The following is a 12,208-nucleotide window of genomic DNA, read 5'->3' on the forward strand; positions in this document are numbered from 1 at the left end:
GCGCCCTTGGGAAATCCGATAAGGCGCACGGGGTCCGCGGGGCCTGTGCGTGGCCTCGCTGGATGGATCGACGGTTCAGTTTTTGCGTGAGGGCGGTGGCGCCGGCCCGGAGGTAACCGGGTGCGGCGCGCGCCGCTATGTCCTGGTGCGCATTCGCATCCAGTCATCCAGCGGGTTGCTGGGGAAGCTCACGGTTTGCTCGCGCGCGCGGACCGGCATGCTGGTCACGGCTGAGCGTTTGGTGCCCTCATTGCGCACGGTGCGTGCGCTGATGCGGGCCTTGCCGAGGGCGGCGGCGGTCTGGCTGGCCGCATCGCCCATGGTTGCCGCCATCGCGGCGCAACTGGCACTCAGTTCATCGGCAGACTGCGCCGCGGCCAGCCTGCTGGCGCGCTCCCTGGCCTGCTGCTGCTCGCCAAGCTCGAACACCGACTGCAGGGCCGAGAAGTCGTCCGCACTGGGTTGCGCCACGTTCAGCACGGCTTCCACCATGGCGGTGAGCTGGGCCAGCACGTGCGCATCGCTCATCTGCCGGCCCTGCGTGAACACCGGCAGCAGGCTGGTGAGCTCTTCGCCGGCCAGCACGCCGGCCAGTGCCTTGAGCGCAAACTGCAGGCGCCAGCCGAGCTCATGCCGCGGCAGCGCCGGAATGGCGCGCGAGAAGGCGTCGAAGAAGCGCCCGTACACCGGGGCGTAGTGCTCCAGCAGGTATTGCTGGATAAAGGGCGAGGTATCCGAATACACGCGCCCGAGCAGCCGCAGGAACGACGGCCCGCCCACCGACGGGTCGCGTGCCATTTGCAGCGCGGGCACGAACAGCGCACCCATCACGTGCTCGCAGCGGATGCTGTTGCCGGGCCAGCGCGCTTCGCACGCATCGAGCAGCGCCAGGCGCCGCGCGTTGAGCGGATCCAGCCGCCGGCTCAGCACGGCGTGCATCATGATGTCTTTGCTGCGGAAGTGGTAGTTCACGGCGGCCAGGTTGACGATGGCGCGCGACGTGACCTGCCTGAGCGAGGTGGCTTCATAGCCGACCTCGGTAAACAACTTTTCCGTGGCGTCGAGAATCCGGGCCTTGGTGTCTCCTGCCGAGCTTTTGCCGGTCTTCATGGGGGCGTCTCTCTTCGTTGCTGCCTTAAACCCCTTAGCAATTTGCTACGCTGTTCCGCTCCCTGCTCTGACGGCATACGGATGCTTGAAACAGCTGTACGAAGCCTATCCACCGCTTCGAGCGTTTCACAAGACCTGAATTGGAGTGGACATTCTAATTGCGCCACTGGTGTGGGGAATCGCACAACAATGTCGCCGGCAACCTGCATGAAGCAGGCATGCCGGATGCCTGCAATGCAGGACATTGCAGGCTTGCGCGGCCAATACCTCATGACGTGAGGCTCCGTGCCAGCGCGTGCGCATTCTGCGCCGTCAGCGCGAACACCGACAATTGGGGATTGGCCCCCACGCTGGTCGGGAACACCGAGCCGTCGAACACCGACAGGTTGGCCAGCTGGTGGTGGTTGCCATGGCTGTCCACCACGCCGCCGCGCGCATCGTCGCTCATGCCGCAGCCGCCCATCAGGTGCGCGGTGAACAGCGCGGTGCGGAAAGGCTTGAGCGGCAGTTGCGCGATGGCGTCGCGCGCCTCGGGCCAGCTGCGATACTCGGCGGCGTCCAGGTGGGCGGGCCGCACGCGCTCCGCACCGGCCGCAAACTGCGCCTGCGCCATGCTCAGCCATGCGCGCCGCACGCCGTCCCAGGCGTAGTCGCTCATCTCATAGTCCAGCAGCGGGCTGCCGTCGGGCGCCAGCCGCACGCGCCCGCCCGCGCTCTCTGGCACGAAGCCGTCGCGCAGCAGTGCCAGCATGGCGTTGGTATGGGGCAGTTGCGCCATGTCGCGGCGCAGCGCCTCGCCCACGCCGTTGACCACGCCCGCGCTGATGCCGGGGAACAGCGGCGGCACCTCCAGCTTGTAGCCCATCGGCCCGGTCGCACCGTCCTTCCACTGGAAGTGGTCGGAAGCGATCGACTGCGGTGCGCCATAATAAGGATCAATGCGCTCCGGCATTTTTGCGATGGTGATATTCACCGGATGGATAAACGTGCGTAGTCCCAGCCGCTCATGCGGGTCCGGCACGCGCGAGCGCAGCAGCAGCGCCGGCGTGTTGATGGCGCCGCCGGCGGCGATGAAGTGCCTGGCCCGCACGATCACGCCGACGCCGGTGGGCGTGTAGCCATCGGCGCCCAGCGCCTCGCCGGTGACCGACTGCACGCGGTTGCCGTCATGGTCCAGCGTGCGCACGCGCACGCGGTGCACCAGCGTCGCGCCGCTGGCCAGTGCCGCGGGGATGGTCGACACCAGCATCGACTGCTTGGCATTGACCGGGCAGCCCAGCCCGCAATAGCCGGAGTTCCAGCAGCCCTTCACATTGCGCGGGATCACGTGCCATTCCCAGCCCAGCGTCTCGCAGCCGCGCTTGAGCACGTCGTTGTTGGGATTGGGCGCCATCGCCCAGGGCGCGATGCCCAGGCGCTCTTCCACTTTCCTGAACCACGGCGCCATGTCGGCCTCGCTGTGGCCGGTGACGGCGTGATGCGTGGCCCAGTGCGCCAGCGTCTGCGGCGGCGTGCGGAAGCTCGATGACCAGTTGACCGTGGTGCTGCCGCCGACGGAGCGGCCCTGCAGGATGGCGATGGCGCCGTCGGCCGTGGTGCGGGCCGCGGCCTCCTGGTACAGCTCGCGATAGGCGCGGTTCTCGTCCATGTCGCGGAAGTTGTCCGAGGTGCGCAGCGCCCCCTCTTCCAGCAGCACCACGCGCAGGCCCGCGCGGCTGAGCGCCTCGGCGCTGATGCCGCCGCCCGCGCCGCTGCCGACGATGACGACGTCGGCATCGAGCGTGCGCGTGGTGGTGAAGGTGGCAGCGTCCAGTACCTTCCAGCCGGCGGCGATGCCGGCGTCGTAGAGATTGTCGATGGCCATGTCGGGGATCAGGCGTGCAGCGCCTTGTAGACGGCCGCGTTCGGGCCGGGATAGCCGCTGCCTGCCCATGCGGCCGGCAACACGTAGTAGCTCACGCTGATGAGCTTGACCAGCACCACCGCGCCGGCATTGAGCGTGGCCAGGCGGCTGGCGCGCCAGCGCGCCAGGAAGGCCTGCACCTGCGCCGGCGTGGCCGCGCTCCAGTCCTGGCGGATGCCGGTCAGCGCCCAGCGCAGCGGCATGCTGGCAAGCAGTCCGAACAGCTTGCGCAGCTCGGCTTGCGCGCCCGCGCCCATGGCGGCGCAGGTCGCGTCGATATTGCGCAGCGCGTCCTGCTCCAGGGCCGCGCGCCGCGGCGGCGGCGCTTCGGCCAGCTCGGTGACGATGGCCGGCAGCAGCGCGCGCAACATCGCCACGTCTTCCGGGCGCAGCCAGGTCATGCCGGCCTGCGGCGCGGGATGGGCCGATGAGCAGCCGGCCAGCGACGGCACCAGCGCGGTACAGGCCAGCGCGGCCGAGAAGCCGAGGCCGACTTTCAGGAAGCCGCGCCGCGTCAGCGCGTGCAGCGCCTCGGCATCGGCATCCGCACGGCGGTGTGGATGATTGGGGGCCATGTTGTCTCCTTGCGTCGGTCTCTTGTATTCAGGCGGGGCAGGCCCGCATTGACGCTACCCGGAGTATGGATAAAGATCGGTGTCCGGTCTTGATCCCGCACGACAGGTGATTTGATGCCACGCGCCAACCTGCCCGACGGCGGTGCCAGTGGTATGCAAGCGGGCACCGCATTGGGCACCGTCTCGCTCGCCTACCTCCGCGCCGTGCTCGACCACGGCGCGCGCCAGGGCATTGCCCCGGCCGACCAGCTGCGCGCCGTCGGCGTGTCGCCCGAGCTGCTGCACGTCACCGGTGCGCAGACCGCCACGCGCATTCCCGGTGCCGCCTACCTGGCCCTGCTCGACTGGCTGGAGCAGGTCACCGGCGATCCCGATGTCGGCCTGCGCGCCGGCGCCGCCTTCGCGCCGCGCCACTATGCCGAGATGGGCTACGTGGTGCTGACCACGCCCACCGTGCGCGACGCCATCCTGCAAGGCATCCGCTATGAGGTGCTGGCCAACGATATCGGCGGCACCCGCCTGATCGAAACGCCGCATGCCGCCTGCATGACCTGGGAAGCCCGGCATGGCCCGCTGTCGCGCCATGCGCATGAGCTGCACATGGCAACCTGGGTGGTGTTCGCGCGCTGGCTGATCGGTGAGCAGCACGTGGCCACGCAGGTGGAATTCCCGCATCCCGCGCCGGCCGATACCCGCCTGCATGCCGAGGTGTTCGGCTGCCCCGTGGTCTTCAACGCCGCGCGCCATGCCATGCATATCGAACGGGCCTTGCTGGACCTGCCGTCGCTGCAGGCCGACGCGGGCATGCAGGCGCAGATGACGCGCATCGCCGATACCCAGCTGCAGCAGATCGCGCCGGCCGGGGCCGACGCCTTGGCGCAGGCGCGTGCCTATATCAGCGGGCGGCTGCCGCAGGGCGAACTGCCGATTGCCGACGTGGCCGCGCATCTGAGCCTGCCCGTGCGCACCCTGCAGCGGCGGCTGCAGGCGCAGGGCATCAGTTATTCACAGCTTGTGGATAACGTGCGGCGCGCGCTGGCGGAGCAGTATCTTGCCGATCCCGGCATCAGCCTGGCGCAGTGCGCGATGCGGCTCGGCTATTCCGAGCAGAGTGCCTTCACCCACGCCTTCAAGCGCTGGACCGGTGAAACGCCGCACGGCTGGCGCCGCAAGGGACAGGCCGCCTAGCGCCTGAATGTTGCGGCCACGCCTTCGTGATCCGCGAAGCCTGAAAAAAATCTCCCGGTTTCAAACACACGACCGAATCCCATGGCGCAAGCGCCTGCGGGGTGGCATCGCCTTGTTTTATGTGCGCGAAACGCCGCTGGAAATCCCCAAAAATTAGAACCATCCTTCAACTCACGGCATTGACCACCTGCCCTGCGCTTCCTACGATGACATCCATCAATGTCACAATAAACACTGTGAACGGTGAGGAGCGCCCATGAATGCACCCGCGGAGCTGCCGCAGCAGGCATCCCCTGCCCTTGAGCACACAGACATTGCCATCATCGGCAGTGGCTTTGCCGGCCTCGGCATGGCGATACGGCTGCGCGAACGCGGCGAGCGCAACTTCCTGATCTTCGAGAAAGCCGGCTCCGTCGGCGGCACCTGGCGCGACAACCACTACCCGGGCTGCGCCTGCGATGTGCAGTCGCACCTGTATTCCTTTTCATTCGCGCCGAACCCCGACTGGTCGCGCATGTTCTCGACCCAGCCGGAGATCCGCGCCTACCTGGAAGGCTGCACCGACCGCTTCGGCCTGCGCCCGCACCTGCGGCTGCACCATGAACTGCGCCACGCCGCCTGGGACGAGGCCGCGCAGGTGTGGCGCCTGGAGATGGCCGACGGCAAGGTGGTGCGCGCGCGCGTGCTGGTCTCCGGCATGGGCGGGCTGAGCCGGCCTTCCTACCCCAATATCCCGGGGCTGGACTCGTTCGAGGGCGAGTGCTTCCACTCGCAGCACTGGAACCACGCCTATGCGCTCGCCGGCAAGCGCGTGGCGGTGATCGGCACCGGCGCCAGCGCGATCCAGTTCGTGCCGCAGATCGTGCCCCAGGTGGCGCAGCTGGACCTGTACCAGCGCACCCCGCCGTGGATCATGCCCAAGCCGGACCGCGAGGTCAGCGCGACCGAGCGCTGGCTGTTCCGCCGCCTGCCGTTCACGCAGACGCTGGTGCGCACCGGCATCTACTGGATGCTGGAATCGCGCGTGCTGGGCTTCGTGCTGCATCCGAAGATCATGAAGGTGGTGGAGCGCGTCGCGCGCCGCCATCTGGCCAGGCAGGTGCGCGACCCCGCCTTGCGCGCAACGCTGACGCCGGACTACACCATCGGCTGCAAGCGCGTGCTGATCTCCAACGACTACTACCCGGCGCTGACGCGCGACAACGTGGACGTGGTCACCACCGGCATCGCCCGCGTTGAGCGCGACGCGGTCGTGCTGCGCGACGGCACGCGCCGGCCCGCCGACTGCATCATCCTGGGCACCGGCTTCCATGCCACCGACCCGCTGCCGCGCGGCGTGATCTCCGGCCTTGACGGCGTGGACCTGGTCGATGCCTGGCGCGACGGCGCGCAGGCCTACCTGGGCACCACCGTGGCGGGCTTCCCCAACCTGTTCTTCGTGGTCGGCCCCAATACCGGCCTGGGCCACAGCTCGATGGTGTTCATGATCGAGTCGCAGGTGGCCTACATCGCGGACGCCCTGCAGCAGATGCGCCGCGAAGGCGTGCAGGCGGTGGACGTGCGCGAGCCGGTGCAGCGCCGCTTCAACGAACGGCTGCAGGCGCGGCTGGGCCATGCGATCTGGTCCGCCGGCGGCTGCGCCAGCTGGTACATCGACCCGCGCAGCGGCCGCAACACCACGCTGTGGCCGGGCTTCACCTGGCAGTTCCGCCGCGCCACGGCGAGCTTTCGCATGACCGACTACGACCTGTACCCGGTGCGGCGCGCATTGCCGGACGAGACCGCAATGCAGCCCGGGCCGGCCGATATCGCCACGGTCGCTGGTGCCTGACGCACACGCATTCCCCCTGATTCACACCCAAAAGAACGACATCACCGGAAGGAGACCGGACATGAAGGACTTCCGCAACAAGGTTGCCGCCGTCACCGGCGCCGGCTCGGGCATCGGCCGCGCGCTGGCGGTGGCGCTGGCACGGCAGGGCTGCCACCTGGCGCTGTCAGACCGCAACGAGGCCGGGCTGGCGCAGACCGTGGCCCAGGCCATGGCCGCCGCACCGCAGGCCCGCATCACCCAACACACCGTGGATGTGGCCGACCGCGCCGCGGTCTACGCGTGGGCCGCCGCGGCCGCCGAGGCCCACGTCCGCATCAACCTGATCTTCAACAACGCCGGCGTGGCGCTGTCCAGCACCGTCGAGGGCATGAGCTACGACGACCTGGAATGGATCATGGGCATCAACTTCTGGGGCGTGGTCTACGGCACCAAGGCCTTCCTGCCGTACCTGAAGGCCAGCGGCGACGGCCACGTGGTCAACACGTCGAGCATCTTCGGCATCTTCGCCCAGCCCGGCATGGGCGCCTACAACGCCAGCAAGTACGCGGTGCGCGGCTTCACCGAATCGCTGCGGCAGGAGCTGGACCTGATGGACTGCGGCGTGTCGGCCACCACCGTGCACCCGGGCGGCATCAAGACCAATATCGCCCAGGCCAGCCGCGTGTCATCCAGCGTCAACGGCTTCCTGGTGCGCGACGCGCAGCACGGCAAGGATGAGTTCGAGAAATTCTTCATCACCTCGCCCGACAAGGCCGCGCGCGTGATCCTGGAAGGCGTGCGCCGCAACCGCCGGCGCGTGCTGATCGGACCCGACGCCTACGCCGCCGATGCCATGGCGCGGCTGCTGCCCGCCGCCTACCAGTCGCTGGTGGTGCGCGAGACGCGCCGCAAGCGCGATCTGGGCCCGGTTGCGGCACCGGCCTCGGTCGGCCAGGGAGAGCGCCCGTGAACCGGCTCGCGATCGAACAGGATGCTGCGCTGCTGGCGCCACCGGGGGCGCTGACGCGCTGGTTCGGGCAGGGCCGCGTAGGGCTGTTCAGCCTGTCGCGCGCCACGCTGGCGCAGCGCCATGCGCTGCCGGCCTCGCGCTGGGTGCGCGTGCTGGATGCGATGGTGCACTACACCGACGAAGGCCCCGCCGACGGCGAGACCCTGGTGCTGATCCATGGCTTCGGCGCTTCGCTGCATACGTGGCAAGGGATCGTGCCGGCGCTGGCGCAGCGCTACCGCGTGCTGCGGCTGGATCTCGCCCCGTTCGGGCTGACCGGGCCGCTGCGCGATGCGCGCGGCCGCATCGAAACCATGGACGTGTACCGCTACCGTGACTTCATCGATGCCTTCCTGGCCGCGGTGAACGTGCGCCGCGCCAGCATCATCGGCAACTCGCTGGGCGGGCTGATCGCGTGGGACCTGGCCGTGCGCCGGCCCGATGCGGTCGACAAGCTGGTGCTGATCGACGCCGCCGGCTTCCCGATGCGGCTGCCGATCTACATCGACCTGTTCCGCCATGCGCCGGTGCGCTGGTCGGCACCGTGGATGCTGCCGGAGTTCATCATCCGCGCCGCCACGCGCGACGTCTACGGCGATGCTTCACGCGTGCCGGAGTCCACCTTCCGCCGCTACGTCGATTTCTTCTACGCCGAAGGCAGCCGCGAGGCCGTCGGCAAGATGGTGCCCAGGCTCGACTTTGCCCAGCTTGATACCCACCTGCTCGGCAGCGTGCGCGCGCCCACGCTGGTGCTGTGGGGCGAGCGCGACCGCTGGATCCCGCCCGCGCACGCGCAGGCCTTCACCGAGCGCATCCCCGGCGCGCAGCTGCGCCGCTATGCGGGGCTTGGCCACGTGCCAATGGAAGAAGACCCGCAACGCGTGGCAGCAGACCTGCTGCCGTTCCTGGCCGCCCAATGAATTCCCACCGGCGCAACACGCGCCGGCCTTTACCCAAGGAGACCGCCATGATGCCAGTCCGCCGCGACGTGCATCCCCACCTGCCGCCAGAACGCATCAGCGACTGGCACGAACGGGGCCGTCACGTCACCCATTTCATCAACGCGCTGTCGATCTTCTTCCCCGCCGGGGAGCGCTTCTTCATGGACAGTGTGCGCAACTACCGCGACCAGGTGAAAGACCCCGGACTGAGCCGCGCCATCGCCGGCTTTATCGGCCAGGAAGCGATGCACACGCGCGAGCACATCCTCTACAACCGGCTGATGGAAGACGCCGGCCTGCCCGCCGCGGCGCTGGACCGCTCGGTGTGGAAGCTGCTGGACCTGCTGCGCAAGATCCTGCCCAAGTCCTGGCAGCTGGCCCACACCATCGCGCTGGAGCACTACACCGCGATGCTGGCCGGCGGCCTGCTGCAGGATCAGAGCCACATGGGCGCGGCCTCTGAGACCGGCTACCGGCAGGTGTGGACCTGGCACGCACTGGAAGAAACCGAGCACAAGGCCGTGGCCTACGATGTCTGGAACACGGTGATGAAGCCCGGCCCCTACCGCTACTTCCTGCGCACCTTCACCATGCTGACCACCACGGTGACGTTCTGGGCCATGGTGTTCGTGTTCCACATCGCGCTGGTGATGGGCGACAAGGGCTGCCGCAACAAGCTGACCGGGTTTGGCGGCGTGCTGCGCTTTTTGTGGGCCTCGCCCGGCGTGCTGCCCAAGATGATCCCGGAATGGCTCAGCTACTTCCGCCCGGGCTTCCATCCGTGGGACGACGACAACCGCGCCGAGCTGGCGCGCATCGCCCCGCTGGTCGAAGAGATCGAAAACACCGCGCGCGCCGCCGGCGTCTCCACCCGTGCGCCCTCGCTGCGGGGGGCCGCATGACCATCTGGCAGTGCCGTATCTGTGGATTCGTTTATGAAGAAGCGCTCGGCATGCCCGAGCACGGGATCGCGCCCGGCACACCGTGGGGCGCGGTCCCGCTGGAGTGGAGCTGCCCGGACTGCGGCATGGCGAAAGCGGATTTCGACATGGTTGCGCTATAGGCGGGCGGTGATCAACGAGGGATGATGGCTGTCAGCGCCCCGATCCATCAAACAAAAAGCCCGGCATCACTGCCGGGCTTTTTTGCTTACCGCAACCTGCAACAGCTTCAGCTCTTCGCCACCACTGCCGCCTTGCCCTTGCCGAGCATGCGGTTGATCTGCCATTGCTGGGCGATCGACAGGATGTTGTTCACCACCCAGTACAGCACCAGGCCCGCCGGGAAGAAGAAGAACATCACCGAGAACACCAGCGGCATGATCATCATGACCTTGGCCTGCACCGGGTCCGGCGGGGTCGGGTTCAGCTTGGTCTGCACGAACATCGACACGGCCATCACGATCGGCAGGATGTAGAACGGATCCGGCACCGACAGGTCATGGATCCAGCCCAGCCACGGCGCGCCGCGCATTTCCACCGACGACAGCAGCACCCAGTACAGCGCGATGAACACCGGGATCTGGATCACGATGGGCAGGCAGCCGCCGAGCGGGTTGACCTTCTCGGTCTTGTATAGCCCCATCATCTCCTGGTTCATCTTCTGCGGGTCGTTCTTATAACGCTCGCGGATCGATGTCATGCGCGGCTGCAGGTCCTTCATCTTGCCCATGGACTTGTAGCTTGCCGCCGACAGCGGGAAGAACACCAGCTTGATCAGCACCGTCAGCGCGATGATCGACCAGCCCCAGTTGCCCAGGAAGCCGTGCAGCTTCTCCAGCAGCCAGAACAGCGGCTTGGCCAGGATGGTCAGCCAGCCATAGTCCTTCACCAGCTCCAGGCCCGGGGCGATCTTCTCGAGCATGTGCTCTTCCTGCGGGCCGGCGAACAGGCGCGCATCGGTGGTCACCGTGGCGCCCGGGGCCAGTTCACCCAGCGGCTGCTGCACGCCCACGCGGTACAGGTTCGGGTCGATCTGCTGGACGTAGAAGCTGTGCTCCTTGCCGGTCTGCGGGATCCAGGCCGAGGCAAAGTAGTGCTGCACCATCGCCACCCAGCCATTGTTGGCGGCGGCAGGCACGGTGGCCTTGCCCTTGGCGATGTCTTCGAAGTCGATCTTGTGGTACTTGTCGGCGTCGGTGTAGACGGCCGGACCGGTGAAGGTGCTGTAGAACTGCGACTGCTCGACCTTGCTGCCGTCGCGCGCCAGTTCCAGGTACAGCGTCGGCGAGACCGGCGCGGCACCCGCGTTGGTCACCGCGAACTTGGTGTCGACCACATAGCTGCCCTTGCGGAACACATAGGTCTTGACCAGCTTCACGCCGTTCTTTTCAGCGGTCAGCGCCACTTCCAGCTGCTCGGCGCCGTCCAGCGTGCGCGGGCCCGGGGCGGCGGTGAACACCGTGGTGTGGTTGGGCAGGTCGCCGCCGATCAGGCCCGAGCGTGCCATGTAGGTGCGCACGTTGTCACGCTCGAACAGCACCACCGGCTTGCCGTCCTTCTCATGCTCCTTGAGCAGCTCCAGGCGCGATACGATGCCGCCGGCGGTGTCGATCTCGGCGCGCACCGTGTCGGTGGTCACCACGACCTTCTCGCCGGCGGGCTGGGCCGCGGCCTGCGGCGCGGCCGGGGCAGCGGTACCCGCTGCGCCTGGCGCCACGTTGGCCTTGGGCACGTCGCCCTGCGCGGCAGCGCCGCTGGCGGCGGGCGCCGAGGCGGCCTGTTGGGTCGTGCTCGGGAAGAACATCGACGCATGGCCTTGGGAGCGCTGCCAGTTGTCGTAGAGCAGCACGAGGGACATCGAGAAGATGACCCAGAGGATGGTGCGTTTGATATCCATGTCTGGCTGTGGTCGGAGAAATCAGGGTCTGGGCAGACGGATCGCAACAGGCGCATGGCCTGCGGCGGCATGGACGGAACGGCCCGCGTGGGTGTCCGGCCTGGCAGTGTCGTCAGCTTCCGTGCCCGGCACGGGATCATACCCGCCTTGGGCGAAAGGATGGCAGCGGCACAGCCGGCAGGCGGCCATCCAGCTGCCGCGCGCGGCGCCGTGATGGATGACGGCGTCGCGGGCGTAGTCGGAACAGGTCGGCAGGAAGCGGCAACGCGAGCCCAGGTAAGGACTCAGGGCGATCTTGTAGATACGCAGCAGGGCTAGCAGGATCGGCTTCATGGCGGGGTGGTCAGGCTGGAAGGCCCGGTGCCTGGCTGGGTGGCGCAGGCGGAGCGGGGTTTGCCGCCGGCGGTGGCGGCAGCGGCCTGGCGGCAATTTCCAGCAAGCTGGTGATTTCCGCCAGGCACGCCTGTCTGACCGCCGCGCGCGTTGCAAATTCCGCGCGCGGGAACTTGGCTTGCAGGCGCAGCAGTACGTCGCGCCCGGCCAGGTGCTCACGGCGCTGGCGGAACAGCTCGCGCGCCATGCGCTTCACCAGGTTGCGCTCAGCGGCGCGCGGCGCGAACTTCTTGCCCACCACCACGCCAAGGCGGCCTTCCGGCCGGTCATTGGCGCGCACATAGAGCACGAAATGCGGGCTGCGACGCCGGGGCCGCAAAGCAAAAACGGATGAAAACTCATCCGTCTTTGTCAGCCTTGCGGCTTTGGGGAAGGCATGGGCAGACACGCTGGGCAATGCTGGCGAGAGATACTGCTGACTAACTAGCTGAGCCCTGC

General features: G+C 67.9%; 12 protein-coding genes. 6 read left to right on the plus strand and 6 right to left on the minus strand.

What is annotated here, in order from left to right; translation table 11 throughout:
- Positions 1 to 135 precede the first annotated feature (135 nt).
- From C265_RS24710 to C265_RS24720, 3 genes are all read right to left on the minus strand, one after another.
- A complete protein-coding gene (locus tag C265_RS24710) occupies positions 136 to 1,110 on the minus strand; it encodes a TetR/AcrR family transcriptional regulator (RefSeq protein ID WP_010811362.1) in 975 nt (324 codons plus the stop codon).
- A 268-nt stretch (positions 1,111 to 1,378) separates the two neighbouring features.
- Positions 1,379 to 2,974 (minus strand): GMC family oxidoreductase, encoded by a 1,596-nt coding sequence (locus C265_RS24715; protein WP_010811363.1) that lies wholly within the window; start codon positions 2,972 to 2,974, stop codon positions 1,379 to 1,381.
- 8 nt (positions 2,975 to 2,982) lie between these two features.
- Positions 2,983 to 3,588, minus strand: a complete 606-nt coding sequence (locus C265_RS24720; protein WP_010811364.1) for a hypothetical protein — start codon at positions 3,586 to 3,588, stop codon at positions 2,983 to 2,985.
- Positions 3,589 to 3,702: 114 nt separating this feature from the next.
- On the opposite strand from C265_RS24720, the gene C265_RS24725 reads away from it, so the two are divergent.
- The 6 genes from C265_RS24725 (at position 3,703) to C265_RS24750 (ending at position 9,602) form a co-directional block, all read left to right on the plus strand.
- Complete coding sequence (locus C265_RS24725; RefSeq protein ID WP_010811365.1) at positions 3,703 to 4,776, plus strand: AraC family transcriptional regulator; 1,074 nt, start codon at positions 3,703 to 3,705, stop codon at positions 4,774 to 4,776.
- 256 nt (positions 4,777 to 5,032) lie between these two features.
- Positions 5,033 to 6,607, plus strand: coding sequence for an NAD(P)/FAD-dependent oxidoreductase (locus C265_RS24730; protein ID WP_010811366.1), 1,575 nt, complete (start codon positions 5,033 to 5,035; stop codon positions 6,605 to 6,607).
- A gap of 61 nt (positions 6,608 to 6,668) precedes the next feature.
- Positions 6,669 to 7,559 carry an SDR family oxidoreductase gene (locus tag C265_RS24735; protein ID WP_010811367.1) on the plus strand — a complete coding sequence of 297 codons (891 nt, stop codon included), beginning with the start codon at positions 6,669 to 6,671 and terminating at the stop codon, positions 7,557 to 7,559.
- Positions 7,556 to 8,518: an alpha/beta fold hydrolase gene (locus C265_RS24740; protein ID WP_010811368.1), complete on the plus strand. Its 963-nt coding sequence runs from the start codon at positions 7,556 to 7,558 to the stop codon at positions 8,516 to 8,518. Before C265_RS24735 ends, C265_RS24740 begins: the two co-directional genes overlap by 4 nt.
- A 47-nt stretch (positions 8,519 to 8,565) precedes the next feature.
- The gene (locus C265_RS24745) at positions 8,566 to 9,441 is read left to right on the plus strand and encodes a metal-dependent hydrolase (RefSeq protein WP_010811369.1); all 876 of its coding nucleotides are present in this window, start codon (positions 8,566 to 8,568) and stop codon (positions 9,439 to 9,441) included.
- Positions 9,438 to 9,602 (plus strand): rubredoxin, encoded by a 165-nt coding sequence (locus C265_RS24750; RefSeq protein ID WP_035817912.1) that lies wholly within the window; start codon positions 9,438 to 9,440, stop codon positions 9,600 to 9,602. The genes C265_RS24745 and C265_RS24750 overlap by 4 nt, the downstream gene beginning before the upstream one ends.
- A gap of 107 nt (positions 9,603 to 9,709) precedes the next feature.
- On the opposite strand, the gene yidC is transcribed toward C265_RS24750, so the two are convergent.
- The 3 genes from yidC to rnpA are packed head-to-tail and all read right to left on the minus strand — an operon-like array spanning position 9,710 to position 12,158.
- Positions 9,710 to 11,377: a membrane protein insertase YidC gene (gene yidC / locus C265_RS24755; RefSeq protein WP_010811371.1), complete on the minus strand. Its 1,668-nt coding sequence runs from the start codon at positions 11,375 to 11,377 to the stop codon at positions 9,710 to 9,712.
- 21 nt (positions 11,378 to 11,398) lie between these two features.
- Positions 11,399 to 11,710 carry a membrane protein insertion efficiency factor YidD gene (yidD, locus tag C265_RS24760; protein WP_010811372.1) on the minus strand — a complete coding sequence of 104 codons (312 nt, stop codon included), beginning with the start codon at positions 11,708 to 11,710 and terminating at the stop codon, positions 11,399 to 11,401.
- A 10-nt stretch (positions 11,711 to 11,720) separates the two neighbouring features.
- A complete protein-coding gene (rnpA, locus tag C265_RS24765) occupies positions 11,721 to 12,158 on the minus strand; it encodes a ribonuclease P protein component (RefSeq protein WP_099045625.1) in 438 nt (145 codons plus the stop codon).
- Positions 12,159 to 12,208 lie beyond the last annotated feature (50 nt).

The sequence above is a fragment of the Cupriavidus sp. GA3-3 genome (genome assembly GCF_000389805.1).
GTDB lineage: Bacteria > Pseudomonadota > Gammaproteobacteria > Burkholderiales > Burkholderiaceae > Cupriavidus > Cupriavidus necator_D.

Excerpts from the sequence above, each read along its gene's own strand:
- C265_RS24710 (WP_010811362.1), bottom strand. The coding sequence starts at position 1,110 with ATGAAGACCGGCAAAAGCTCGGCAGGAGACACCAAGGCCCGGATTCTC.
- C265_RS24715 (WP_010811363.1), bottom strand. The coding sequence starts at position 2,974 with ATGGCCATCGACAATCTCTACGACGCCGGCATCGCCGCCGGCTGGAAG.
- C265_RS24720 (WP_010811364.1), bottom strand. The coding sequence starts at position 3,588 with ATGGCCCCCAATCATCCACACCGCCGTGCGGATGCCGATGCCGAGGCG.
- C265_RS24725 (WP_010811365.1), top strand. The coding sequence starts at position 3,703 with ATGCCACGCGCCAACCTGCCCGACGGCGGTGCCAGTGGTATGCAAGCG.
- C265_RS24730 (WP_010811366.1), top strand. The coding sequence starts at position 5,033 with ATGAATGCACCCGCGGAGCTGCCGCAGCAGGCATCCCCTGCCCTTGAG.
- C265_RS24735 (WP_010811367.1), top strand. The coding sequence starts at position 6,669 with ATGAAGGACTTCCGCAACAAGGTTGCCGCCGTCACCGGCGCCGGCTCG.
- C265_RS24745 (WP_010811369.1), top strand. The coding sequence starts at position 8,566 with ATGATGCCAGTCCGCCGCGACGTGCATCCCCACCTGCCGCCAGAACGC.
- C265_RS24750 (WP_035817912.1), top strand. The coding sequence starts at position 9,438 with ATGACCATCTGGCAGTGCCGTATCTGTGGATTCGTTTATGAAGAAGCG.
- yidC (WP_010811371.1), bottom strand. The coding sequence starts at position 11,377 with ATGGATATCAAACGCACCATCCTCTGGGTCATCTTCTCGATGTCCCTC.
- yidD (WP_010811372.1), bottom strand. The coding sequence starts at position 11,710 with ATGAAGCCGATCCTGCTAGCCCTGCTGCGTATCTACAAGATCGCCCTG.